This is a genomic window from Youhaiella tibetensis (assembly GCF_008000755.1).
Classification (GTDB): Bacteria; Pseudomonadota; Alphaproteobacteria; order Rhizobiales; family Devosiaceae; genus Paradevosia; species Paradevosia tibetensis.
Map to the genome: position 1 here is coordinate 888,870 of NZ_CP041690.1, position 24,045 is coordinate 912,914.

A 24,045-nucleotide genomic window follows, 5' to 3' on the forward strand; every position below is an offset into this window, starting at 1 on the left:
CCAAATGAACGCGCTGGCCGGAAAGCTCGGGCTTCTCGACGACGACATCAAGCAGGAGAACAAGCTCCTGCGCCTCGCCGAGGACCTGCGCACCAAGATCCTCACCCCCATCCAGGGTGACTTCCAGTGGCATTACAGCGAGGCGGACCTGAGCGCGGACGAGGCCCTGAGCGCCGATTGGCGCAAATGGGCCTCGTTCGGCCCGCGCTCGGTCTGGTCCAAGAAGCAGGGCCACACCTGGTTCGCCGCCGAGGTCGTGGTGCCCGAAGCTGCGAAGGGCAAGGTGCTCGTCCTCAAGTTCACCTCGCAATGGCAGGACCGCCCCGGCACCACCGACCCGCAATGCCTGGCCTATCTCGATGGCCACATCGCCCAGGCGATCGATGGCAACCACACCGAGCTGGTCGTCGCCCGCAACGCCAGGCCGGGCAGCAAGCGCACGCTTTTGGTCAACGCCTTCACCTTCTTCGATCGCCCGCTCGTCGGGTTCAAGGTCGAGTTCATGGTGCGCAACGAGCGCGCCGAAAAGCTCTACTACGACATCATGACCCCGCTCGAGGTCGCCACGCGCCTGCCGCAGAATGACGGGCGCCGCCACGCGGTGTTCAACCTCGTGGACGAAGCCCTGCGCGCCCTCGACCGCCGCGACGGCGTCACCCCCGAATTCGAGGCCTCGCTCGGCGCCGCCGAAAAGATCGCCGCCCGCATCTACAAGCTCGTCGATACCGAAACCCAGCCGACCGTCTCGGCGGTGGGTCACACCCATCTGGACGTGGGCTGGCTCTGGCGCGTCATGCACACCCGCGACAAGACCGGGCGTTCCTTCGCCACCGTCCTCGCGCTCATGGAGGAATTCCCCGACTTCGTCTTCATGTACAACCAGTCGGTGCTCTTCGATTTTCTCAAGAGCGACTATCCCGAGCTCTGGAGGCGCCTAAAGGAGCGTGTGAAGGGCAAGCAGTTCGAGATCGAAGGCGCCATGTGGGTGGAGCCGGACGTCAACATCGTCTCGGGCGAAAGCCTCGTGCGCCAGATCATGCGCGGCCGCCGCTTCCACCAGGAAGAGTTCGGCGTCACCCCCAAGGTGGTCTGGCTGCCCGACACCTTCGGCTATTCCGCCAACCTGCCGCAGGTGATGGAAAAGTCCGGGCTCAAATATTTCGTCACCTCAAAGCTCTCCTGGAACGACACCGACCGGCACCCCTACGACACCTTCTTCTGGAAGGGCATCGACGGCACAGTCACCAAGGCCCAGCTCATCACCGCGCAGCGCTTCGAGAGCGAAGCCATTTTCACAACCTATAATTCCGACCTCTCGGTCAGCGAAGTGATGGGCGCCTGGAAGCGCTACGAGCCCAAGGCCGTCAACGACGAGGTCCTGGTCTGCTACGGCTATGGCGATGGCGGCGGCGGACCGACCCGCGCCATGATCCAGCGCGGCGAGCGCCTGGCCCGAGGGATACCGGGCGCGCCCAAGGTCAAGCTCGAGGGCATCGTTCCCTTCCTCGATCGGCTCGGCAAGCGCATGGAGGCCGAGGCCGCCCGTTTCCCGGTATGGAACGGCGAACTCTATCTCGAATACCACCGCGGCACCCTGACCTCCGTTGCCCGCAACAAGGCCAACAACCGAAACGCCGAGCGGGCGCTGCGCGAACTCGAATACCTCTCGGCCCTCGCCGCCGCGACGGAAGGCGCCAAATACCCCAGGGACGACATCAACGCCTTCTGGGAGACCATCCTCATCAACCAGTTCCACGACATCCTGCCGGGCACCTCGATCCCCGAGGTCTACGTGGATTCGGACGCCGAATATGCCGGGCTCTTCTCGACGCTCGCTTCGGCCAACGGTCCCTGGCAGACCGCCGCGCGCACCATCGCCAAACCAGCGGCGGGTGAGATCAAGCTCTTCAACTTCACCGGTCACGACCGCGCCAATGCGCTGGTCTCGCTCGATGGCGGCGACCTCGCCAGCGCGGCCCTGTCCTCGGATGGCCAGGTCGCCCCGTTCCAGCAACTGACCGCCGCCAACGGCGAAACCAGCTTCGCCGCCCCGGTCGCCAACGTGCCTTCGCTCGGCTGGTCCACCGCATTGCTCGTCGACGGCCCTGGCCCCAAGCTGCGCACCAGCCTCAAGGTCTCGCCCACAAAGCTCGAAAACGACCTCATAAAGGTCACCTTCGACAAGTCGGGCGAAATCACCTCGGTCATCGACAAGGCCTCCGAGCGCGAGCTCATCAAGGCCGGCGAGAAGGCCAACCGCCTCGTTGCCTATGAAGACAAGCCGATGAACTGGGACGCCTGGGACATCGACCGCTATTTCGAAGAGCAGTTCTGGCCGCTCGCCGACGCCAAGGCCAGGATCGAAGTCGTCGAAACCGGCCCCTATCGCGCCGCCATCCGCATCGAGCGCCCCTACCACAATTCCAAAATCGTGCAGGTCGTCTCGCTGGAGGAGGGCGCCCGCCAGGTCACGTTCGATACCTTCATCGATTGGCAGGAGCGCCAGCAGGTCTTGAAGGCCCTGTTCCCCTTCGATCTCAACGCCTCGGAAATCCGCTCGGAAATCCAGTTCGGCCACGTCAAGCGCGCCACCCACCGCAATACCAGCTGGGACCGCGCCCGCTTCGAGGCCTCCATGCATCGCTGGGTCGACATCTCGGAAGCCGATTTCGGCGCCGCGCTTATCAACGACGCCAAATACGCCTATGACGCGCTCGAACAACTCGTCCGCATCACCCTCGTGCGCGGCTCGACCTTCCCCTCGCCCGAAGCGGACCTCGGCGAGCACCACTTCCGCTACGCACTCTTCGTTCACGAAGGCGTCTCGGACCTTGAACAGGTCCAGGTCGCCGCCGAGCGCTTCAACAATCCCGTCGCCGTCATCGGGGATACCACGCGGCGCGCCGAACCGGCCGGCACCGGGCCATCGTTCTCCTTTGCCAGCGTGGACACCGATTCCGTCACCCTCGAAACCGTCAAGCAGGCCGAGAACGGAGATGGGCTGATCCTGCGCGTCTTCGAGCACGCCAACCGCCGCGCCAGGCCGACCATCGGCTTCGGCCTGCCGGTGAAATCGGTGGAACTGGTCAACCTCATGGAAGAGGGCGGCGAGAAGATCGCGGTCAAGGACGGCAAGGTGACGCTCAGCCTGCGCCCCTTCGAAATCGCCACCCTGCGCATCCGCACGTAAAGGAAAGACACCATGACCAATGTCCTTCTCAAGGATGTGAGAAAGTCCTACGGCCCCCTCGAGGTCATCCACGGCATCGATCTCGAGATCAACTCGGGCGAGTTCGTGGTCTTCGTCGGCCCCTCGGGCTGCGGAAAGTCGACTCTGCTGCGCATGGTGGCAGGTCTCGAACACATCACCGGCGGGCAGGTCGCCATCGACGACCAGGTCGTCAACGACGTGCCCTCGCCCCAGCGCGGCATCGCCATGGTGTTCCAGTCCTATGCGCTCTACCCGCACATGACCGTCTACGACAACATGGCCTTCGGCCTCAAACTCGCCAAACGTCCCAAGGGGGAGATCGACAAGCGCGTGCGCGAAGTCGCCAAGATCCTCCAGATCGAGGACTACCTCGAACGCATGCCGCGCGCCCTGTCGGGCGGACAGCGCCAGCGCGTCGCCATCGGCCGGGCGCTGGTGCGCAACCCGAAGGTATTTCTCTTCGACGAGCCGCTTTCCAACCTCGATGCCGCCCTGCGCGCCCAGACCCGCATCGAGATCGCCAAGCTGCACAGCCAGCTCGACGCCACCATGATCTACGTCACCCACGACCAGGTCGAGGCCATGACGCTGGCCGACAAGATCGTGGTCCTCAATGCCGGCCGCATCGAGCAGGTGGGTAGCCCGCTCGAACTCTACCGCAACCCGGTCAACACCTTCGTCGCCGGCTTCATCGCCAGCCCCAAGATGAACTTCGTCACGGTCCAGCCCCGGGGCCAGGAACTGCTGCTCCCCGGCGGTCGCGCCATCACGGCGCCCGGCGCCGTCTCGCAGGCCGCGACCCTCGGCATCCGTCCCGAGCACATCAGCCTGTCGAGCCCCGACACGGCGCTGCTCTCCGGCTCGCTCGAGGTGCTCGAGCATTTCGGCGAATACGCCCTGGCCTACGTCGCCATCGCCGACGGCTCCCAGATCACCGTCAAGCTCGAAGGCGCGCCCGAACTGGAACTGGGCACGACCCTCCACGCCACCTTCGACATCGCCCACGTCCACCTCTTCGACGCCGAGGGCAGGGCGCTCGCCCGGTAAAAGCGGGCACGCGGATGCTTCCCTCCCTGTGGGGAGGGATTGAGGGGGAGCCCGACACGCAGCGGGTGTGAAACCCCCACCCTTGTTCCCTCCCCACAAGGGGGAGGGAGACCTGCCGGAGCGATCGGGTGCTGGGGGTGCCTGTTCAGCGGAACTGTCCTTTCTCCCTCCCCACCCTTATCTTCCCCGGACTTGATCCGGGGCCCACGGATGCCTCCTCCCGAGTGGAGCGGTGCAATCACTCACCCCGGTCGCCGCCCGCGATTGCGGCTTCGCCCGACCCGCGTCTATGCTCCCCGGAACCACCAGTCAGAAGGCCTCGCCCATGACCCTTGCCGGTTCGCTATCGCTGTTCCTCGCCATGCTCGCGCTTGCCGCGCTTCCCAGTTCGAGCGTTGCGCTGGTCGTGGTCAGGTCGGCAACCCATGGGGTCAGGCACGGCATTGCCGCCGCCCTCGGCATCGCTCTGGGCGATCTCGTCTTCGTGGCGCTGGCGATCGCCGGGCTTGCCGTGATGGCCGAGATGATGGGCGCCGTCTTCGCCATCCTGCGCTATGTCGCTGCCGGCTGTCTCGTCTGGTTCGGCCTGGGCCTCATCCGGGGCGCGGCGTCCCGGCAGCGGCACGAGGACACGGCTCCTGCCCGCGGCGTGTGGATCAGCTTCCTCGCCGGCATCGCCCTGACCCTGGGCGACGTGAAGGCGATCCTGTTCTATGCCGCGCTTTTTCCCGTCTTCGTCGACGTGCCCGCCATCACCGCCTCTGACATCGCCCTCATCGCCGCGATCACCCTCGTCGCGGTAGCCGGCGTCAAGATCGCCTACGCACTGGCCGCAAGAACGATTGCCAACGCCTCGCGGGCATGGCCGTTCCAGCGCGCAGCCCGGACGGTTGCGGGAGCCGCAATGATCGGCGCGGGCGGCTACCTGGCACTCAAGCCATAGGGGTGAAGCGCCAATGTTGCCGAGGGCCCGGGCTTCCCTCCCCCTTGTGGGGAGGGATTGAGGGTGGGGGGTGAGCCCACACTCGGCGTCTGTGCGGACCCCCACCCTTGTTCCCTCCCCACAAGGGGGAGGGAGACCTGCTGGTGCACTTCATGTTCTGGCACGCCAGCCCCTCCCCGCCGCCAGTTCCGCCCAATCCCTATGCACTGCTACAAATTGCCCAAGACGTGATCGTTGACAGCGTTGTCAGCCGGGGCTTATCTCCGGCCATCGGGGGCAGCCGGTATCGCCCCCACGGCTTGAAAGGACTGCACGGCCATGAGCAAGGGTTGGGGTATCGTACGGGGTTTGGCGGCCGCTGCCGCTGTGAGCATTGTGGCGGTCACCGCCAGCGCCGCCTGGGCGGCCGACGTCAAGATCGCCATGATCCTGCCGGGCCCGATCACCGATAACGACTGGAACTCGGTCGGCTACAATGGCCTGCAGGAAGCGGCCAAGGAACTGGGCGTCGAAGTCGCCTACGCCGAGAACGTCACCGACGCCGACGCCGAGCGCCTGCTTCGCGATTTCGCCTCGCGCGGCTATAACCTGATTTTCGCCCACTCGTTCTCGTTCGGTGACGCGGCCCTCAATGCCGCCGAGGATTTCCCCAACGTCACCTTCATGGCCGGCACCGCCGCCAGCCTTGCCGACAACCTGGGCACCTATTCGAACCCCGACTACCAGGGTGCCTACCTGGCCGGGATGCTCGCCGCCGGCGCCTCCAAGTCCGGCACGGTCGGCTGGGTCGGCGGCATGCCCGCTCCCAACATGCTGGCCAACCTGCACGCCTATGAAGCGGGCGCCGAAGAGGGCAAGCCCGGCACCAAGGTGCTGCACACCTTCATCGGCTCGTGGTTCGATCCCCCCAAGGCCAAGGAAGCCGCCATCGCCCAGACCGAGCAGGGCGCCGACGTGCTCTCCGCCCAGGGCGTGGGCGTCATCGATGCCGCCATCGCCAAGAACGTCTGGGCCCTCGGCGCCATGACCGACCAGAACCACCTCGGCCCCAAGAACGTGCTGACCAGCGTCACCTGGAACCTCGGGCCGCTGGTGGTCGATGTCGCCAAGGCCGTAGAGGCGGGCACCTGGAAGAGCGAGAACTGGTCCTACGGCATTGCCAAGGGCTCGGTCGGTCTCGCCGATTTCCACGGCCTGGACTCCAACGTCGACCCCGTGGTCATGAAGCGCGTCAACGACAAGATCGAGGCCATCAAGGCCGGCTCCTTCGAGGTTCCGCTCGATACCTCCGCGGTTGAATGAGTTCCGCTGACCAATCCGTCCCAGCCGCCGGCCTCGCGCCGGCGGCTGTCGACATGCGCAATATCCGCGTGCAGTTCGGCCCCGTCATCGCCAATGACGCGGTCGATTTTGCCGTGCGCCCCGGCGAGATCCACGCCCTCCTAGGCGAGAACGGCGCCGGCAAGACCACGCTCATGCGCATCCTCGCCGGGCTCCTGCAGCCGCAGGCCGGCGAAGTCCTCATCGATGGCAAGCCGGTTCACCTCGCCTCTGCGCTGGATGCGCAGGCCCATGGCATCGGCATGGTCCACCAGCATTTCATGCTGATCCCCACCATGACCGTCGCCGAAAACATTTCCATCGGTCTGCCGGGCGTCCGCCGCTGGTTCCCGCGCCTCGGGGACCTCGCCCGCGAGATCACCGCCTTCGGCAAGGCGCGCGGCCTCGAGATCGACGCGAACGCCCTTGCCGGTTCGCTCTCCGTCGCCGGCCAGCAGCGCGCCGAAATCCTAAAGGCCCTCTATCGCGGCTCCAAGATCCTCATCCTCGATGAGCCCACCGCGGTCCTCACCCCGCAGGAAGCGACCGGGCTTTTCGAAGTCCTGCGCGCACTCGCCGCTTCGGGCACTGCCATCATCTTCATCAGCCACAAGCTGCACGAAGTCATGGCCGTCACCGACCGCATCACCGTGCTGCGCCGCGGCAAGGTCGCCGCCAGCTTCACCACCCGCGACACCAACGAGCGCGAAGTCGCCCGCGCCATGGTCGGGGCCGACGTGACGCTGCCCCAGCTCGATGAACCCGCCAACCAGAACGCCGCCCCGATCCTCGATCTCTCCGGCATCACCCTCAGGGACGATCGCGGCCTCACCCGCCTCGACGACGTGTCGCTGACCATCCGATCCGGCGAAATCGTCGGCATTGCCGGCGTCGATGGCAACGGCCAGCAGGAACTGGCCGAAACGGTGGTGGGCCTGCGCCGCGCCGAAGCCGGCGCCATCTCCATCGATGGCAAGCCGCTGGCTGCCGCGCCCGTTGCCGACCGCATTGCAGCCGGCCTTGCCCATATCCCCGAGGATCGCCACCGCACCGCGATCTTTTCGCCCATGTCCATCGCCGAGAACGCCGCGTCCGAAACCATCGGCGCGGCCCCGCTCTCGCGCTCCGGCCTCATCGATAACGGCGCCTTACGCGCCAATGCCCAGTCCATCGTCGACAATTTCGACGTCCGCTGCTCGGGCATCGAGCAGCCCATCGGCGAACTCTCCGGCGGCAATCAGCAGAAGGTCGTGCTCGGCCGCGCCATGAGCCGCGATCCGCGCGTCGTCGTCGCCGTCCAGCCCACGCGCGGCCTCGATATCGGCGCCACCGCCTTCCTCCACAACCAGCTGCTCGAAAGCCGCCGCAAGGGTGCCGCGGTTATGCTGGTCTCCACCGAACTCGATGAAATCCTCGCGCTTTCCGATCGCATCGCGGTCATGTTCAAGGGCCGCATCATCGGCATCATCGCGCGCAAGGACGTCACCATGGAAAAGCTGGGCCTGATGCTCGCCGGCGAGTCTGCCTGATGATCGAAACCGTCCGCCGCACGCTCGTCGCGCGCAATCTCCTCTCGGGTATCCTCGCCGTGCTCCTGGCCCTCCTGGCCGGCGCGCTCCTCATCCTCGCCCTCGGCCGCGATCCCGTCGCCGCCTATGGCGCGCTGTTCTCGGCCTCGCTCGGCTCCACAAATGGCCTGGCCGAAACCGCCATCCGCACCGTGCCGCTGGCGCTGTGCGGCATCGGCATCGCGCTGGCCTTCAGGGCAGGGGTGTTCAATGTCGGCGCCGAAGGCCAGCTCTTCATCGGCGGCATCAGCGCCGCCTATGTCGGCACGCTTCTCGATGGCCAGCCGCAATTGCTCGCCCTCTCGCTCATGGCCGTAGCCGCTGCCATCGGCGGCGCCCTCTGGTCCGGCATCGCGGCGGTGCTGAAACTCCGCTTTCGGTCCGACGAGCTCATCACCACGATCATGCTCAACTACATCGGCATCTTCTTCGTGGGCTACCTGCTTCACGGCCCGCTGCACGATCCGGGCTCGGCCCTGGCGCAAACCGTCCGACTCGGCGCCGAAGCCCGTCTGCCGGTGCTCGTGCCCGGCACGCGCCTGCATTTCGGCATCGTCATCGCGGTGGCCGCCGCCTTCATCGCCCAGCTCTATCTCTGGCGCACCGTCGCGGGCTTCCGTCTGCGCGCCACCGGCCAGAACCCGCGCGCCGCCGAGAACGCCGGCATCAACGTGCGCCGCGTCATCGTGGTCGGTTTCCTCACCTGCGGCGCCCTGGCGGGTCTTGCCGGCTTCACCGAAGTCGCCGGCGTCCAGCGCCGCATGATCGAGAACCTGTCGCCCGGTTATGGCTATACCGCCATCATCGTGGCGCTGCTCGGCCAGACCAACCCTATCGGCGTGCTCTTCGCCGCCGCGCTTTTCGCGGCGCTCCAGGTCGGCTCCACCACCATGGAGTCCGCCGTCGGCGTGCCGTCCTCGCTCACCATGATCATCCAGGCCCTCGTCGTGCTTTTCCTCCTGGCGCAGAACGTCATGCCGCGCTTCCGGCGCAAGAAGACGGGAGCGACCGCATGATGGACCTCCTCAACAACGCCGTCCTCGCCGGCTTCATTGCCGCCAGCGTACGCATGGCCATCCCCATCCTGCTGGCCGCGATCGGCGGCATGTTCTCGGAGAAGTCGGGCGTCCTCAATATCGGCCTTGAGGGCATGATGCTGCTCGGCTGCTTTGTCGGCTTCGCCGCCGCCTATGCCTCGGGCTCGCTCCTCGTCGGGGTCCTCGCCGCCATCGTCGCGGGCGCGCTACTCGGCCTCGTCCTCGGCGTTTTCGCCGTCACCATCGGCTCCAACCAGGTGGTGGTCGGCATCGCAATCAACCTCCTGATGGTCGGCGTCACCGGATTCTTCTTCCGGCTCTTTTTCGGCTCGGGCACCTCGTCCCCGCGCATCACCAATTTCCAGCCCATCGATTTCGGCGTTCTTGGGCAAATCCCCATCATCGGGCCGCTGCTCTTCCAGCACGATCCCTTGACCTATCTGGCGCTGCTCATCGTCGTCCTTGCCTGGGTGGTGATGCACCGCTCGACCGTCGGCCTCGCCATCTCCGCCGCCGGCGAACATCCCGAGGCCGCCGAAACCCTCGGCCTCAACGTCCCCCGCATCCGCTACCTGTGCCTGCTCGCAGGCGGCGCGCTCGCCGGCCTCGGCGGCGCCTTCCTCTCGCTCAGCGCCACCGGCCTTTTCATCGACAACATGACCTCGGGCCGCGGCTATATCGCGCTCGCCATGCTGATCCTCGGCCGCCGCTACCCCTTCGGCATCCTCGCTGCCGCCCTGCTTTTCGGCGCCGCCGATGCGCTGCAGCTAAGGACTCAGTTGTTGCCCTGGAACATCCCGCTCCAGTTCCTGCTGATGCTGCCCTATGTGCTCACCATCGTGGTCCTGGCCATCGCCGCCGGCCGCACAGGAGCTCCGGCAGCCCTTGGCGCCCCTTTCCGGCGCCATAAGTCCGATGGCGCTTGATCGGCTTTAACTGCCTGCTCTCAAAAGAGAATTTCGTCGCGGTGTTAAGTCGTCGCGGCGGATATACTCATTTTGGGTGGGTAGTGATTATTGTAAAAAGGATACACAACTATGGTTACCGATTGCATTGCTCGTGTTTCCTGGGGACCATCTCAGTGACTTGAGTTAGTGTTTCGGCGGGGGCATTTCACGCGAACATCCTCTTGCGTAGGAACCATGCGTAAAAGTGTCTTAGGCCAGATATCGACCTGGGCCGTCCTTCCTGTGCTCACGGCAATGCCGGCGGCAGCGCAGGAGCAGCAGACCCAGGACGCCCAGGAAGCAGCACCGCTGATCTACAGTCAGTCCGGCGGTTTGATGCTCCTGACGCTGCCGGACCTTCCGTCCGGCGTGGTCGATAATGGCAACCCGACAGCCGGCACCGGCAACGAGACCATCGTGGGCATGATGGTCGGCATGGACCTTGGCAAGAAGCTGGGCAAGTTCGCCGGGTTCGATGTCATCGGAAACCTCTCCTTCTTCATCGGCACGGGCGAGCGCAACACCACGACCACCTCGGTGGTCAGCGGCTCGGGCACGGTGCAGATCGCATCCAACACGCAGAGCACCGCGGCGATCACGCTCGCGACCGATCCCAACGCCACCTCGGCCAGTTCGCAGGTGACGCTCAGCCTGCCGGGCGGCGGTGTCACTCAGACGCAGGCGGCCAAAACCATTCCCGGTGGCGGGGCGCAGACCGCCTTTGCGGTCGCGCTGACCACGGACAACACCGGCGCCGTCTTCAGCGGCGTCTCCACGGACGGCACGAACTCTCAGGCCTTTGCCTTCGGTGGCGCCGCCGATCCGAGCGGGCTCACCATCGTCGGCACCGGCGACCTGTCGGGCCTGCGCATCACCCAGCAATCGCTGCGCAGCGTGGTCTATATGGGCGCCGACGCCTCGGTGGGCCTGTCCCCGCCGAGCATGGATTCGACCTCCTATACGCCCTACCTCTCGGTGGGCTATCGCATGCTCAACCAGGAGATCAGTTCGCTGACCTCCTTCGACCTGCCGGCGCCATCGGGCACCAACGGGTTCCCGTTGCTCGGCCTGCAGCGTTACGAGCACCTCGATACCAACTACCTGGGTGGCGGCGTCGGCCTGTCGGTTTCCCATACGCTCGACAACAACATCACCTTCACCGGTTCCGCCGAGGCGGGGCTGCGCGGGTTCGACGCCAAGTACAGTGGTCGCGACCTGGCGCTCTTCCCCATCAACAACGCCGGGCTCGAGTTGCAGCGGTTCGATGTGGGCCGCGCCACGGCCGAGGAAAAGGGCGTCGCCTGGTATGCCAAGGGCGAGGCGGGCCTCAACTTCCCGCTGGCGCCCAACCTGCTGCTCGGGTTCACCGGAACCGTCGAGTACCTCTCCAAGGTCCCGACCCTCGAGCGGTCGGCCCCGGTCGTGCAGGTGTCCGAATCGGGCGGCAGCTTCAATGCCACCTATCCCTCGGGCGCCGGCCAGCAGTCGACGTCGATCTCGTTTGTGGATTCCTGGAATTTCGGGCTCAAGGCCACGCTCAGCGGCGCCTTCTAGGGGCGCGGCGGCCGGCTCGGTCGCTCAGTTGCGCGAGTCGTAGCGGCAGTCGATCTCGCCGCCATTCCACTCGATCACCAGATGCGCCACATAGAAGGCGCTCGGATCCATGTCGAGTGTTACCCGCCCCACTTCTTCCTCGCCGTCTCCCGCTCCGATCAGGAAATCGCCCGACTGCGTGATGTCCGACCGTCCGCTTGGTCCCTGCTTCTCGATCACGAAATGATAGGAGCCCTCGGCCGGTTCGGACGAGGACACCTTGCCCACAAGCTCGATCGATGAAGGTGTCTCAACCTTGACGATGTCGCAGTTCATGCTCTCAGCTCCGCTTGCTGACGCCAGGGGAGCGCTGAGGATGATGGTTGCGAGAGCGGCTCTTAGACTGGCGTGGTGCATCATCTTGTTTTCAACTCCGCCCACGGTTGCCGCCGCTGTCCGGGGGATCTTAGAGCATTGGGCCCGCCACAGAGGGACGCCGGGCCGCAAAAAGGAAGTCCGAGCCCCTAGTCGGGGGCTCGGGGGGTTACCTGGATGGTATAGGTCGAGCTGCCCGAAGGCGTCGTCGAAGTCATGGTCCGGGTGCCCTCGTAATTGTGCGAGTTCATCTGGATCACCGACAGGGTCTGGTTCGAGCCGGTAATGGACTGGCTGAACGTGTGGCCTTCGCCCGATTGCGCGACGGTCGTGAAGTTGAATGCGCCCGTCACGTTCACCGATGCAGCGTTATTGGTGCCGCTTTGCACGGTGACCGATACATTGCCGCCGAAGTTTCCCTTGACCGGAAGGCTGCCTGCGAAGGCCGGGATCACTGGAAGACCCGCGGCCAGAACCGCAGCTAGAATCAAACGCCTCATAGCACTTCTCCGTTTGAACTTGTCGGCTGGGAAGAAGCGGGAGGATGCGGGGGGAATAGCGGGGCGCGCTACCGCATCCTCCTGCCCAGGCTAGAAGTTCACCTGGACTGTGCTCGAGGTGTTTCCGGCACCAGACTGCGAGGTCTCGGAATAGTTGCCATGGCCCATCTGGGTCGTGGAGGCACCATTACCGAACCCGCTCTGCCAGGTCCCGGACGCATTGTACTTGCCGGCCTGCACCGTCATGGCCTCGTTGCCCAGGCCTTCCTGGCCCGTATAGGTGTCGTTGTACTTGCCGACCTGGATGCTGCCAGAGGCATTGCCCAGGCCGTATTGTTCCACGGTGGCGTTGTTGCGCTTGCCGGTCTGATCGATGCCCGAGAAGTTGCTGCCAGCCTGGAAGGTCTGCTGGTTGTTCTGCCAGCCATGCTGGTTGACGATCGAGATGTTGCCAGCATAGGCGGCGCCCGAAGCGACCGCAAGGATGGCGGCGGCGCCGATAATGGTCTTGATCATTGGAAGTCTCCCTCAGGTGAAAAGCTGATGTGCCGAAGGCTTCGGCCACACCCAGAGGGCGGCAAACGCGCTGATTTTTCGAGCCGGAAGCCATACCGGCACAGTGGCGTAAATCCCCGGCGGCTAGGGCGTTTGCGCCGGTTGCGATCACATTCGTGGGATAGGTCCGTCATCTTCGCCGTCGCCCGGTATGACGTCCGGTGGAGGCATTACCCTTTGGCAGCCAGATGGTTGAACGGCATTCCGCCCCTGTCCGATGCCTCAAACCATGGGATACCCATACTAGACCAATCGGTCTGTTTGGCCCGAAACCGTTGATACAGCGCAATGACAGGCGTTTTGCCCCGTCCTAACGTCACCATACCCGAGGGCCGACAAAGAGCGGCGGGGTGGGGAAGGCGATACGACATCTCAGGGATGGGGGTTAAAATGAAGGCAATGTACGAGCGCGCACGGCTGTCCATGCCGCCGTTGGCCGAACCGCCCGCGGTTGCCGGCTGGGGCAAGGATGAAAGTGCCACCCGACACCTTCTGGTGCGCAGGGTTTCCAATTATCCCTACAACGCACTGATCAGTTGCATCTACGATCTGGCGCGCGGCAAGGCGGTCTGGGACAATTTCCTCGATACGCTCGCCACAGCCTTTCCGGGGTGCCTGATCCTGGTTTCCGGCGACGACCTGGCCACGCACCGCAACGTGGTCTTTGCCCATCGCGGGCTCACCCCGTCGGCGGCCGCCGCCTACGTCAACAGCTTCGCCTCGATCAATCCTTGGCGCGAGGCGCTCGGCAACTGGCCTCCGGGGCACCTCTACCAGGACGAGGACCTGCTCGAGCGCAGCCAGGCCATGGCCTCGCCCTACTACACCCAGTGGCTGGGCAAGCAGGGGACCTACGACGCCGCCACCGGCTTCATCGTCATGCGCTCGGGCGCGCGCCAGCTCACGCTGGAGCTGCGCTACAACTCCCAGGACGCGCGCATGGTCCGCGATCGCGCCGGTACGATCCTGGGCGACGCCGCCTTCCACTTCAACCACGCCTTCGAAAGCGCCGGCTCGGGCAAGGATTACCTCGCCCGCATCGTCGACGACCTCTCCTTCCCGGTCTTCCTCGTCGGATCGGACATGCGTGTGGTCTACAGCAACCACCACGCCGATACGCTCCGCCGCGATGCCGCCGGGCCCTTCATGGGCGATCGCGGTGTCCTGCGGGCCGGCGACGAGGCGGTGGATTCGCAATTGCGCAACCTGGTGGCGCGCGCCTCCTCGCGCCGCTCCACCACCTCGATCCTGGCCTTCGGCGGACCCCAGAACCGCTATTTCGCGGTGGCACGGCCCGCCATCCCGGCCGGGGAAGCGAGCTACCAGCTCCACGAGACGCTCTTCGATAACGGCCCGATCACCATGCTGATCATCCACGGCGCCTCGGGCATGGCCTCGCTGCCGGCGGACCTGCTCTGGCGGGCGTTCGGCTTCACCGAGGCCGAGGCCGAGCTTGCCGAAGCCCTGCTGGCGGGCGATACCGTTGCCGAGTATGCTCAGGCCCGGCTGGTCTCCAAGCAGACGCTGCGCAACCAACTGGTTGGGCTCATGCGAAAGACCGGCACCCATCGGCAGGCCGAACTGGTCGGATTGCTGACCCGCCTGGCGCTCACCTCTACCTAAAGCGGTACGTTTACCTCAAAAGGCGTAAAGCCGGTCTCCGTCTAAGCCCTTCGGCTACCCCGCCGATTATGGTAAGGTTCGGGCAATGCCGGATTTTTCCAGCGATCATTTTTGCGGGTGATCGATTTTGGGGCGGCCCGACCAAAGCCACTGGTCCGGACCGTTGATCTCTCCAGAGCAAATAACTCGTGTCGTTTTTGATCAGGCCTTTGCTAACGGGCAGAGACGCGATGAGGTTATGGCATGGACATAGTTGCTTTCGTTCCGACTTCCCCGCTTCCTGATTGGGTCGAGCGCGCCGCCTCGGCCGGTTCGGCGCCACGCCCCCCTGCGCCGCCGGCCTTTGGCGACGCGTCGGGCGGCGCGGCCGCCGAGCTCATGGCCTGTTCGATGCTCCGGCGCTACAAGGCCGGGCAGGCCATACTGGTGGAAGGCGAGATGGCCGAATATGTCGGGGTCGTTGTCTCCGGCGTTCTCAAGGTCACGCGCACCTTCGGCTCGGACCGCCAGCAGATCGTCAGCCTGCTGTTCTCGGGCAGCTTCTTCGGCCGCGCCTATGAGGCAGTCTCCCACTTCTCGGTGGAGGCGGCGAGCGATGTCGAAGTCCGCTGCATCCGCCGGCACGACTTCGAGGCGGTGCTCGAGCGCCATCCCGATTTCCAGCAATACATGCTCTCCATCGCCCTCGACGAACTCGAGGCGGCGCGGGACTGGATGGTGCTCCTGGGGTGTCAGGAGACGCTGGAGCGGGTCGCCTGCTTCTTCGCCCTGCTGCTCCAGCGCGGCGAAGGGCAGAGCCAGAACACCGTGACCTTTCCCATCGGCCGGCGCGATATCGCCGGCTACCTGGGGACCACGGTGGAGACGCTGAGCCGGCATGTGCAACTGCTCTCCCGCCAGGGCGTCATCCAGATCCTGGACGGCAAGAGCTTCCGCATTCTCGATTACGACCGCCTGCAATCGCTCTCGGGGGCCTGAGGCCCTTGTTCAGCCCCGCCGTTTCACGCTACCCCACCTGCCAGCATAGCGTGACGGAGGGCGAACAGCATGGCGAAGGTTGCATTCATCGGATTGGGCGTCATGGGCTATCCCATGGCCCGCCACCTGGCGGCCAAGGGCCACCAGGTTACGGTCTATAACCGCACCGCCGCCAAGGCCGAGCGCTGGGTGGGCGAGCACGGCGGCAAATCCGCCCCCACGCCCGCAACCGCCGCGCAGGGCCAGGATATCGTCTTCGCCTGCGTGGGCAATGACGATGACCTGCGCCAGGTGACCCTCGGCTCCGACGGCGCTTTTGGCGCCATTGGCAAGGGGGCGCTCTTCGTCGATCACACCACCGCCTCGGCCGGCATCGCCCGCGAACTGGCCGCTGCGGCCGCCAAGGGCGGCTTCGGCTTCATCGATGCCCCGGTCTCGGGCGGGCAGGCCGGCGCCGAGAACGGGGTCCTCACCGTCATGTGCGGCGGCTCGGATGCGGATTTCGCCCGGGCCGAGCCGGTCATGGCCAGCTATGCCCGCGCCAGCCGCCTCCTGGGCGAGGCGGGGTCGGGCCAGCTCGCCAAGATGATGAACCAGATCTGCATTGCCGGCATCGTCCAGGGGCTGGCCGAAGCCATCCATTTCGGCAAGCGCGCCGGCCTCGATATCGGCGCCGTCATCGACACCATCTCCAAGGGCGCCGCCCAGTCCTGGCAGATGGAAAACCGCGCCGCCACCATGACCGAGGGCAAGTTCGAATTTGGCTTTGCCGTCGACTGGATGCGCAAGGATCTCTCGATCGTGCTGGGCGAGGCCCGCACCAACGGCTCGACCCTGCCGCTCACGGCGCTGGTCGATCAGTTTTACGCCGATGTCCAGTCAATGGGCGGCGGCCGCTGGGACACATCGAGCCTGCTCGCCCGGCTCGAGCCCAAGGGCTGACGGACCGTTCGCCGGTCCCCGTACCCCCGGCGGGGAGAAAGGCGGAGCACGCGGCGCTAAAGGATCACCATCACCACCGCTGCGGCGGCGGAGACGATGGTCAGTGAAGCGACCATGGCGGCGACCAGCATGACCTGCGTATGGACCGTGTGTCGGTCCAGCGCGCTCTTGGCGTAGCTCTGCTTGCGGTAGAAATTCTCAGGCTCAAGTTGCGTCATCGACTGCCTCCCTTGCCCCCGGGGGAGACGCTAGCACCGACGCGCCATCGCGGCGCCGCAATGCCGCCATTGCAGTTAATTTTGCTTAAAATCTTACCGATTCAGCCGTGGAGGTTCTGCCGCATCTCGCGCGGGGTCATCCCGTATGCGGTCCTGAAATGCTCGTAGAACTGGCTGAGCGAGGTGAAGCCGGACTGGAACGCCACATTGGCGATCGAGATGTTGCCCTCAAAGAGCAGCGAGCGCGCCCGGATCAGGCGCATGCGCACCACGAACTTGCGCACCGACACATGCATCACCTCGGTGAAGAGGTTGAGCGCATAGTTGGGGTGGAGGCCCACCACCTTGGCGACATCCTCGGCCGTCAGCGGTTCGGAGAGGTTCTCGATGATGTGCCGCACCATCGCCACCACATAGCGCACCGGCGTCGCCGCCTTGGTGGTGGGGGTCACCGATTCAATCCACGGCGGCAGGAGCTCGTCCCATCCGATCAGCGCCGCTCGCCGCAGCATGTTGTTGATCTCGGACTTGAGGATGTCCGTGCGCTCGGCATTTCCCGAGCGATAGTCCTGGTACCAGCGGCGCAGCGTATGCTCGTCGATGGCGTCGGGCGTCAGCGCGATGACGCCGCCACCCATCATGGTTTCGGTGAGTCGGCCCAGGGTCTGCATGTGCAGGAACGAGTCGAGCGGCAGGTAGACGTTGCACTGCCGGGAGTCGCTCTCCACGCCCCGGTCGAGCGCCACCGTCTGGTGCGGGATACCGGCCCAGAACATGATCAGCCGTTCGGCCGGCACGTTGACCTGGCGGCCGTCATAGACGTACTCCATGGCGCCCGCCGTGAGCCAGTTGAGCTCGATATGCCCGTGGCTATGCTCCTGTGGCATGATCTGCGGATCGAACCAGCGGATGCCGAAACGCCCGAAGGCGGCAGTGTTGGCATAGAACCGCCGGTCGGGGCGAGGCACCGGCAAAGGTGCCTGTTCGCGCCGCTTGCCGGGCGTTTTGCTGAGCTTGATGGACTGCTCCATGGCCGTTTCCAACGATCTTTAAAAACCGGAATAACTGATTAAAAGATCGGATTGCGCGGCTTTTTGCAAGCACTACCATTCAACATGCAGGCCCGGGATGGAGGGAGGAGACCCCCATTGCAGTCGCATGTGCGCGGGCTTGAAGTCTGAGGGAGGAAATATGCGTAGACAATTGATTGCCCTTGGCGGGGCAGGACTGCTGCTGAGCGTGTCCATGCTGGCCGTGCAAGCCCAGGAGGTGGCGCCTACCACGCCACCCGATCCGCCGAAATTCGAAGCCCAGGGCTTCCCGACATTCGTGGGTGTCAAGGACATCTTCGAGTTCAAGGCCCTTCCCGAGTACCATGAGCCCGATTGGGTGACCAAGCAGTTCGTCGACACCGGCAAGCTGCCCCCGGTCAAGGACCGTCTCCCCAAGGAGCCAATGGTCTACAAGACTGCCAACATGCCTGACGGCGTGGGTGTCTATGGCGACGTCATGCGCCACGTCATCGGCGGCCGTCCGGAAGGCTGGAACTACATGGCCGGCCAGTCCCAGGGTTGGGGCGGCATCGACATCGGCACCATGGAATGCCTCACCCGCACCGGCCCTCTCTTCGAGGTCAAGGCCGAGGAACTCGAGCCGCTTCCGAACCTGGCCAAGAGCTGGGAATGGTCCGAAGACGGCCACAAGCTGACCATGCACCTGATCGAAGGCGCCAAGTGGTCGGACGGCGTGCCGTTCACCTCCGAAGACGTGATGTTCTACTGGAACGACAACGTCCAGGATCCCAACGTCTCCCCGCTCAACGGCGCGACCCCGGAATCCTTCGGCGAGGGCACCACGCTCAAGGCCATCGACGATTACACGATCGAATGGACCTTCAAGGAAGCTTTCCCCAAGCAGTACCTCTACCAGATGGCCTACGGCACCTTCTGCCCGGGCCCGGCCCACATCTTCAAGCCGCTGCACCCCAAGTATTCGTCCAACACCTATGACCAGTACAAGAACGCCGTTCCGCCCGAATACCTCAACGTTCCGGTGATGGGCGCCTGGGTGCCGGTCGAATACCGTCCCGACGACATCGTCGTGATGCGCCGCAATCCCTACTACTGGAAGGTCGACGAGAACGGCAACCAGCTGCCGTACCTCAACGAAGTCCACTACCGCCTGTCCACCTGGGCCGACCGTGACGTCCAGGCCGTGGCCGGTACCGGCGACTTTTCCAACCTCGAGCAGGCCGAAAGCTACGTCGAGGCGCTCAAGCGCTCCGCCGATCCGTCGGCTCCCTCGCGTCTCGCCTTCGGTGCCCGCACCATCGGCTACTCGCTCATCCCGAACCTCTCCGGCAACGGCTGGGGCGAACCCGATGACCGCGGCCAGGCCGTGCGCGAGCTCAACCGCAACCTCGATTTCCGCAAGGCCGTGTCCTACGCCCTCGATCGCCAGCATCTGGGTGAATCGCTGGTGAAGGGCCCGTTCACCGCCATCTATCCGGGCGGCCTCTACGCGGGCACGACCTATTACGACAAGGATTCGACCGTCTACTATCCGTACTCGCTCGAAACGGCCAAGGCGCTGCTCGAGAAGGCCGGTCTCAAGGACACCGACGGCAACGGCATCGTCAACTACCCGGCTGACGTGAAGGGCGTCGGTGGCAAGGACGTCGAAATCACGCTCCTGGCCAATTCCGACTACCAGACCGACAAGAGCCTCGCCGAAGGCGTGATCGCCTCCATGGAAGCGCTCGGCATCCGTGTCGTGGCCAACTTCCAGGCCGGCAACCAGCGTGACGCCAGCTACCAGGCCGGCAAGTACGACTGGCAGGTCTTCCGCAACGGCTCCGAGCTGATCTCGGTGGTGCAGGGCACTGTGGGCCTGGCCCCGACCGGCCCGCGCATCTCCAACAACCACCGCGCCGGCACCGACGGCACGCTGGATCTGCTCCCGTTCGAGCAGGAGATGGTCGATACGGTCAACGCCTTCATCAACACCACCGATCCGGCCGAACGCGTCGACCTGATGAAGAAGTACCAGAAGCTCTACACCGAGAACCTCTACACCATCGGTCTGACGCAGTATCCTGGTGCGCTCATCGTCAACAAGCGCTTCGCCAACATCCCGCCGGGTGCCCCGATCTTCATGTTCAACTGGGCTGAAGACAACATCATCCGCGAGCGCGTGTTCGTGCCTGCCGACAAGCAGCAGGGGTACGAGCTGCACCCGAACACCCTGCCTGGCGCGCCGGGCAAGGGTAACGGCCCGATCAGCTGATCGATCGTCCTCCAATCGTGACGGACAAGGGAGCCGCGGCCCCCTTGTCCCCTTGACCAGACCGGAGACGAACCCGTGATCCTGCGCTTCCTGATCGTCCGAATTCTATCGGCCATACCTGTCCTGTTCCTGCTGAGCGTCGTGACGTTCGCCATCATCCAGGCCCCTCCGGGCGACTATGGCGACTACATCCGCTCCCAGCTCATGAACCAGGGCGGCGCCACCGCCGAGGAGGCGGAAATCCAGGCCGAGGCCTACCGTCAGGCCAATGGCCTGAACGATCCGCTGCCCGTCCAGTATTTCAACTGGGTCAAGGGCATCGTCACGCGCTTCGATTTCGGCCACTCGCTCTACTACAACAAGCCCGTCGGCGATGTCGTCGCCGAGCGGCTGCCGCGCACCATCGCGCTGGCGCTGACCTGCCATATCCTGGCGACGATCCTTGGCATCACCCTCGGTGTCGTGGCGGCAACCCGCCAGTACAGCTGGGTCGATACCCTTTTCGGCTTCGTATCCTTCCTCGGGATGACCATCCCCAGGTTCCTGCTCGCCATCATCATCATGTACATCCTGGTCTTCAGGATAGGCGTCCAGGAAATCGGTAGTTTCAATTCCGTCAAGTTCGGCGGACAACCCTGGTCCTGGGCCAAGTTCGTGGATCTTCTCGCCCACGTCTGGCCGGTGATCTTCATCGCCACGCTGGGCGGCCTCGCCTACAACATGCGCGTCATGAGGGCGAACCTGCTCGACGTGCTCAACGCCCAATACGTGGAAACCGCGCGGGCCAAGGGCCTCCCCGAGCGCGCCGTGATCATGAAGCACGCCGTACCGAACGCCCTCCATCCGCTCATCGCCTACCAGGGCGTGGCGCTGCCCTACATGCTCACCGGCGAAATCGAGGTCGCCATCGTCTTCGGCCTCGCTACCGTCGGCCCCGCGATCGTCGGTTCCATGGCCGTGGGCGACGTCTGGGTCACCGCCACCTTCGTGATGGTCCTCGCCGCCACCCTTATCGTCGGCAACATCATCGCCGACCTGTTGCTGGCCCTCGTCGACCCGCGCGTTCGCCTGGGAGGTGCCCGCGAATGACCGACATTCACACCCGCTCCTCCATCCCCCTGCCGCCCGATGCCGGCGAAGGCCCCGCGCCCACCGGCGCGGAAGAAGCCGAGGCCGCCACGGCGCCCGTCGTCAACCCGCGCTTCGCCCATGGCAACGAGGGCTATCTCGCACTCGTCTGGCGCCGCTTCCGCCGCTCGGCCATCGGCATGGTCGGCCTGGTGCTGGTGGTCATGCTGCTCGTCATTGCCGTGTTTGCCGATTTCTTCGCGCCGGTCGATCCCAAGCAGCCCAACCTCGCCTTCGCGCCGCCCGACCAGATCACCTTCTCGGCGCCCGACGGCAGCTTCAGCCTCATCCCCTACGTCTACCCGATCATCGAGACGGGCGAACTCGACCCCATCACCTACCAGCCCCTCACCGGGCCGGATAAGGAGAACCCGACCCCGCTCGGCTTCTTCGTGGAGGGCTACAGCTACTACATCCTCTGGGTCATCCCCTCCAACATCCACTTCTTCGGCTCGACCAACGGCAAGCCGGTGAACTTCCTGGGCACCGACAAGTTCGGCCGCGACATCCTTTCGCGCGGAATCGTCGGTTCGCGCATCTCGCTCACCATCGCGCTGATCGTGGTGTTTCTCACCACCACCGTCGGCACGCTCGTGGGCATCACCTCCGGCTATATCGGGGGCCGGGTGGACGTCTGGGTGCAGCGCTTCGTCGAATTCGTGCTGATGTTCCCACAGCTCCCGCTCTACCTCGCCCTGACCAGCCTCATCCCGGTGACAGCGCCTTCCAACGTCTTCATCGCCTTCGTCATCGGCGTCATGGCGGCGCTCGGCTGGGCCCAGCTCGCTCGCGAGGTGCGCTCGAAAACTCTCTCGCTGGCCCGCATCGAATATGTGCGCGCCGCCATCGCCGTGGGGTCGGGCGACTTCCGCATCATTACCCGGCACATCCTGCCCAACGTCATGAGCCACATCATCGTGGCAGTGACGCTTGCCGTGCCCTCGGTGGTACTGCTCGAGAGCTTCCTCGGTTTCCTCGGCTTCGCCGTGAAGCCGCCGCTGATCTCGTGGGGCCTCATGCTCCAGGATACCGGCTCCTTTTCGGTGATCGGCTCCTATCCCTGGATCCTGAGCCCCGTCGTCTTCGTCCTCATCACCGTGTTCGCCTTCAACGCGCTGGGCGATGGCCTGCGCGACGCGGTCGATCCTTACTGAGCGAGCAGCATCATGTCCCCAACAGCCCTTGCTCCCGCCGAACGCCACGATCTGGGCACCCATGGTCGCGAACTGATCCTGGACGCCCGCAATATAGCCGTCGACTTCAAGGTCGAGGGTGGCATCGTCCACGCCGTCGAGGATGTCTCCTTCCAGCTCCACAAGGGCGAGACCATCGCGCTCGTGGGCGAATCCGGCTCGGGAAAGTCGGTGACGGCGCGCACCGTCATGCGCCTCCTCACCAAGCGCGCCCGCATCGGCAAGCAGACGCGCATCACCATGGACGGCCAGGACGTCGTCACGATGAGCGACGCCCAGATGCGCAAGCTACGCGGCAACAAGGTCGCCATGATCTTCCAGGAGCCGATGTCCTCGCTCAACCCGGTCTACACCATCGGCCAGCAGATCTGCGAAATCCTGCACCTGCACAACAAGATCTCCAAGAAGGAGGCCATGGAGCGCGCCCGGGCGCTGCTCGAGGAAGTGCAGATTCCCGAGCCAGCCGCGCGCCTGCTCCAGTACCCTCACCAGCTTTCGGGCGGCCAGCGCCAGCGCGTCATGATCGCCATGGCGCTTGCCAACCGCCCCGACATCCTCATCGCCGACGAGCCCACCACCGCGCTCGACGTCACGGTCCAGGCCCAGATTCTCAACCTGATCAAGGACCTCAAGTCCAAGTACGGCATGGCGGTGATCCTCATCACCCACGACCTGACCATCGTTCGCCAGTTCTCCGACTACGTCTATGTCATGCAGAACGGGCAGGTGCAGGAGCACAACCGCACCGAGGCGATCTTCGCCAATCCGCAGCACGCCTATACCCGGCACCTGCTGGCCTCCGAGCCCAAGGGCATCGCCAATCCGCTCCAGGGCGAGGAAAAGACCATTCTCGAAGGCAGGGACGTCAAGGTCGCCTTCACCCTCAAGCGCGGCGGCTTTTTCAAGCCGGGCTTCTTCGAGCTCGTCGCCTGCGACAATCTCAGCCTCAACCTCAAGCGTCACGAGACGCTCGGTCTCGTGGGCGAATCCGGCTCTGGCAAGACCACCTTCGGGCAGGCCCTCATCCGGCTCATTTCGAACCAGGGCGGGGAAATCCTCTTCGATGGCGAGCGCATCGACGGCAAGGATCGCGGCGCCATGCGCCCGCTGCGCAGCCGGATGCAGATCGTCTTCCAGGATCCCTTCGCCTCGCTCAACCCACGCATGTCGATCCGCCAGATCATCGAGGAAGGCCTCATCGTCAACGGCATCGGCGCCAACACCCGCGAGCGGGTCGATCGCGTCCGCCAGGCGCTGATCGATGCCGGCTTGCCCGACACCATCCTCTCGCGCTTCCCGCACGAATTCTCGGGCGGCCAGCGCCAGCGCATCGCCATCGCCCGCGCCATCGCGCTCGAGCCCGAGTTCATCCTTCTGGACGAGCCCACCTCGGCGCTGGACCTTTCGGTCCAGGCCCAGATCATCGACCTTCTGCGCAAGCTCCAGGACGAGAAGGGCCTCTCCTATCTCTTCATCTCGCACGACCTCAAGGTCGTCCGCGCCCTCTGTCACCGCGTCATCGTCATGCAATATGGCAAGATCGTCGAGCAGGGCCCGGTCAACGAGGTGCTCACCAACCCACAGACCGAATACACGGCCCGGCTCGTCCGCGCCGCGTTCGAAATCGCTGCCTAGCGGCAGC

Annotated in this window: 20 protein-coding genes; 15 read left to right on the forward strand and 5 right to left on the reverse strand. The window is 65.0% G+C overall.

Annotated features, from left to right (window positions below):
- Positions 1–4 precede the first annotated feature (4 nt).
- The 8 genes from FNA67_RS04345 (at position 5) to FNA67_RS04380 (ending at position 11,627) form a co-directional block, all read left to right on the forward strand.
- Positions 5–3,190, forward strand: a complete 3,186-nt coding sequence (locus FNA67_RS04345) for an alpha-mannosidase (protein WP_147655194.1) — start codon at positions 5–7, stop codon at positions 3,188–3,190.
- Between the two features lie 12 nt (positions 3,191–3,202).
- Positions 3,203–4,258: an ABC transporter ATP-binding protein gene (locus tag FNA67_RS04350; protein WP_147655195.1), complete on the forward strand. Its 1,056-nt coding sequence runs from the start codon at positions 3,203–3,205 to the stop codon at positions 4,256–4,258.
- Positions 4,259–4,583: 325 nt separating this feature from the next.
- Entirely contained in the window at positions 4,584–5,201 is a 618-nt protein-coding gene (locus FNA67_RS04355) for a LysE family translocator (protein ID WP_210246434.1), read from the forward strand.
- A gap of 318 nt (positions 5,202–5,519) precedes the next feature.
- A complete protein-coding gene (locus tag FNA67_RS04360) occupies positions 5,520–6,503 on the forward strand; it encodes a BMP family protein (protein WP_147655196.1) in 984 nt (327 codons plus the stop codon).
- Positions 6,500–8,050: an ABC transporter ATP-binding protein gene (locus FNA67_RS04365; RefSeq protein ID WP_210246435.1), complete on the forward strand. Its 1,551-nt coding sequence runs from the start codon at positions 6,500–6,502 to the stop codon at positions 8,048–8,050. Before FNA67_RS04360 ends, FNA67_RS04365 begins: the two co-directional genes overlap by 4 nt.
- Positions 8,050–9,105: an ABC transporter permease gene (locus tag FNA67_RS04370; RefSeq protein WP_147655197.1), complete on the forward strand. Its 1,056-nt coding sequence runs from the start codon at positions 8,050–8,052 to the stop codon at positions 9,103–9,105. Before FNA67_RS04365 ends, FNA67_RS04370 begins: the two co-directional genes overlap by 1 nt.
- Positions 9,102–10,052, forward strand: a complete 951-nt coding sequence (locus tag FNA67_RS04375; protein WP_147655198.1) for an ABC transporter permease — start codon at positions 9,102–9,104, stop codon at positions 10,050–10,052. The genes FNA67_RS04370 and FNA67_RS04375 overlap by 4 nt, the downstream gene beginning before the upstream one ends.
- Positions 10,053–10,268: 216 nt before the next feature.
- On the forward strand, positions 10,269–11,627 hold the full coding sequence (locus FNA67_RS04380; RefSeq protein WP_147655199.1) for a hypothetical protein: 1,359 nt from the start codon (positions 10,269–10,271) through the stop codon (positions 11,625–11,627).
- Positions 11,628–11,651: 24 nt separating this feature from the next.
- Here FNA67_RS04380 and csgH read toward each other — a convergent pair whose 3' ends face one another.
- The 3 genes from csgH to FNA67_RS04395 form a co-directional block, all read right to left on the reverse strand.
- On the reverse strand, positions 11,652–11,942 hold the full coding sequence (gene csgH / locus FNA67_RS04385; protein ID WP_049704030.1) for a curli-like amyloid fiber formation chaperone CsgH: 291 nt from the start codon (positions 11,940–11,942) through the stop codon (positions 11,652–11,654).
- A 188-nt stretch (positions 11,943–12,130) separates the two neighbouring features.
- The gene (locus FNA67_RS04390) at positions 12,131–12,481 is read right to left on the reverse strand and encodes a hypothetical protein (protein ID WP_049704031.1); all 351 of its coding nucleotides are present in this window, start codon (positions 12,479–12,481) and stop codon (positions 12,131–12,133) included.
- A gap of 90 nt (positions 12,482–12,571) precedes the next feature.
- Entirely contained in the window at positions 12,572–12,997 is a 426-nt protein-coding gene (locus FNA67_RS04395) for a hypothetical protein (RefSeq protein ID WP_049704032.1), read from the reverse strand.
- A gap of 429 nt (positions 12,998–13,426) precedes the next feature.
- Here FNA67_RS04395 and FNA67_RS04400 point away from each other — a divergent pair, with 429 nt between their 5' ends.
- The 3 genes from FNA67_RS04400 (at position 13,427) to FNA67_RS04410 (ending at position 16,579) form a co-directional block, all read left to right on the forward strand.
- Positions 13,427–14,659 (forward strand): helix-turn-helix transcriptional regulator, encoded by a 1,233-nt coding sequence (locus FNA67_RS04400; RefSeq protein WP_145976660.1) that lies wholly within the window; start codon positions 13,427–13,429, stop codon positions 14,657–14,659.
- A 243-nt stretch (positions 14,660–14,902) separates the two neighbouring features.
- The gene (locus tag FNA67_RS04405) at positions 14,903–15,637 is read left to right on the forward strand and encodes a Crp/Fnr family transcriptional regulator (RefSeq protein WP_049704034.1); all 735 of its coding nucleotides are present in this window, start codon (positions 14,903–14,905) and stop codon (positions 15,635–15,637) included.
- Between the two features lie 69 nt (positions 15,638–15,706).
- On the forward strand, positions 15,707–16,579 hold the full coding sequence (locus FNA67_RS04410; RefSeq protein ID WP_147655200.1) for an NAD(P)-dependent oxidoreductase: 873 nt from the start codon (positions 15,707–15,709) through the stop codon (positions 16,577–16,579).
- Between the two features lie 56 nt (positions 16,580–16,635).
- Here the strand turns inward: FNA67_RS04410 and FNA67_RS21825 are convergent, their stop codons facing one another.
- Both FNA67_RS21825 and FNA67_RS04415 read right to left on the reverse strand, forming a co-directional pair.
- Complete coding sequence (locus FNA67_RS21825; protein WP_170267205.1) at positions 16,636–16,797, reverse strand: hypothetical protein; 162 nt, start codon at positions 16,795–16,797, stop codon at positions 16,636–16,638.
- 101 nt (positions 16,798–16,898) lie between these two features.
- Entirely contained in the window at positions 16,899–17,828 is a 930-nt protein-coding gene (locus FNA67_RS04415; RefSeq protein ID WP_049704036.1) for a helix-turn-helix domain-containing protein, read from the reverse strand.
- A 160-nt stretch (positions 17,829–17,988) separates the two neighbouring features.
- Here FNA67_RS04415 and FNA67_RS04420 point away from each other — a divergent pair, with 160 nt between their 5' ends.
- The 4 genes from FNA67_RS04420 (at position 17,989) to FNA67_RS04435 (ending at position 24,038) form a co-directional block, all read left to right on the forward strand.
- On the forward strand, positions 17,989–20,082 hold the full coding sequence (locus FNA67_RS04420) for an ABC transporter substrate-binding protein (protein WP_049704037.1): 2,094 nt from the start codon (positions 17,989–17,991) through the stop codon (positions 20,080–20,082).
- Between the two features lie 78 nt (positions 20,083–20,160).
- Entirely contained in the window at positions 20,161–21,171 is a 1,011-nt protein-coding gene (locus FNA67_RS04425) for an ABC transporter permease (protein ID WP_049707804.1), read from the forward strand.
- A complete protein-coding gene (locus FNA67_RS04430; RefSeq protein WP_082201829.1) occupies positions 21,168–22,364 on the forward strand; it encodes an ABC transporter permease in 1,197 nt (398 codons plus the stop codon). Before FNA67_RS04425 ends, FNA67_RS04430 begins: the two co-directional genes overlap by 4 nt.
- 12 nt (positions 22,365–22,376) lie before the next feature.
- A complete protein-coding gene (locus tag FNA67_RS04435) occupies positions 22,377–24,038 on the forward strand; it encodes an ABC transporter ATP-binding protein (RefSeq protein WP_049704038.1) in 1,662 nt (553 codons plus the stop codon).
- Positions 24,039–24,045: the final 7 nt, after the last annotated feature.

Excerpts from the sequence above, each read along its gene's own strand:
- FNA67_RS04395 (WP_049704032.1), bottom strand. The coding sequence starts at position 12,997 with ATGATCAAGACCATTATCGGCGCCGCCGCCATCCTTGCGGTCGCTTCG.
- FNA67_RS04345 (WP_147655194.1), top strand. The coding sequence starts at position 5 with ATGAACGCGCTGGCCGGAAAGCTCGGGCTTCTCGACGACGACATCAAG.
- csgH (WP_049704030.1), bottom strand. The coding sequence starts at position 11,942 with ATGAACTGCGACATCGTCAAGGTTGAGACACCTTCATCGATCGAGCTT.
- FNA67_RS04365 (WP_210246435.1), top strand. The coding sequence starts at position 6,500 with ATGAGTTCCGCTGACCAATCCGTCCCAGCCGCCGGCCTCGCGCCGGCG.
- FNA67_RS04360 (WP_147655196.1), top strand. The coding sequence starts at position 5,520 with ATGAGCAAGGGTTGGGGTATCGTACGGGGTTTGGCGGCCGCTGCCGCT.
- FNA67_RS04380 (WP_147655199.1), top strand. The coding sequence starts at position 10,269 with ATGCGTAAAAGTGTCTTAGGCCAGATATCGACCTGGGCCGTCCTTCCT.
- FNA67_RS04350 (WP_147655195.1), top strand. The coding sequence starts at position 3,203 with ATGACCAATGTCCTTCTCAAGGATGTGAGAAAGTCCTACGGCCCCCTC.
- FNA67_RS04435 (WP_049704038.1), top strand. The coding sequence starts at position 22,377 with ATGTCCCCAACAGCCCTTGCTCCCGCCGAACGCCACGATCTGGGCACC.
- FNA67_RS04420 (WP_049704037.1), top strand. The coding sequence starts at position 17,989 with ATGCGTAGACAATTGATTGCCCTTGGCGGGGCAGGACTGCTGCTGAGC.
- FNA67_RS04370 (WP_147655197.1), top strand. The coding sequence starts at position 8,050 with ATGATCGAAACCGTCCGCCGCACGCTCGTCGCGCGCAATCTCCTCTCG.
- FNA67_RS04375 (WP_147655198.1), top strand. The coding sequence starts at position 9,102 with ATGATGGACCTCCTCAACAACGCCGTCCTCGCCGGCTTCATTGCCGCC.
- FNA67_RS04400 (WP_145976660.1), top strand. The coding sequence starts at position 13,427 with ATGAAGGCAATGTACGAGCGCGCACGGCTGTCCATGCCGCCGTTGGCC.
- FNA67_RS04430 (WP_082201829.1), top strand. The coding sequence starts at position 21,168 with ATGACCGACATTCACACCCGCTCCTCCATCCCCCTGCCGCCCGATGCC.
- FNA67_RS04355 (WP_210246434.1), top strand. The coding sequence starts at position 4,584 with ATGACCCTTGCCGGTTCGCTATCGCTGTTCCTCGCCATGCTCGCGCTT.
- FNA67_RS04410 (WP_147655200.1), top strand. The coding sequence starts at position 15,707 with ATGGCGAAGGTTGCATTCATCGGATTGGGCGTCATGGGCTATCCCATG.
- FNA67_RS04415 (WP_049704036.1), bottom strand. The coding sequence starts at position 17,828 with ATGGAGCAGTCCATCAAGCTCAGCAAAACGCCCGGCAAGCGGCGCGAA.
- FNA67_RS04405 (WP_049704034.1), top strand. The coding sequence starts at position 14,903 with ATGGACATAGTTGCTTTCGTTCCGACTTCCCCGCTTCCTGATTGGGTC.
- FNA67_RS21825 (WP_170267205.1), bottom strand. The coding sequence starts at position 16,797 with ATGACGCAACTTGAGCCTGAGAATTTCTACCGCAAGCAGAGCTACGCC.
- FNA67_RS04390 (WP_049704031.1), bottom strand. The coding sequence starts at position 12,481 with ATGAGGCGTTTGATTCTAGCTGCGGTTCTGGCCGCGGGTCTTCCAGTG.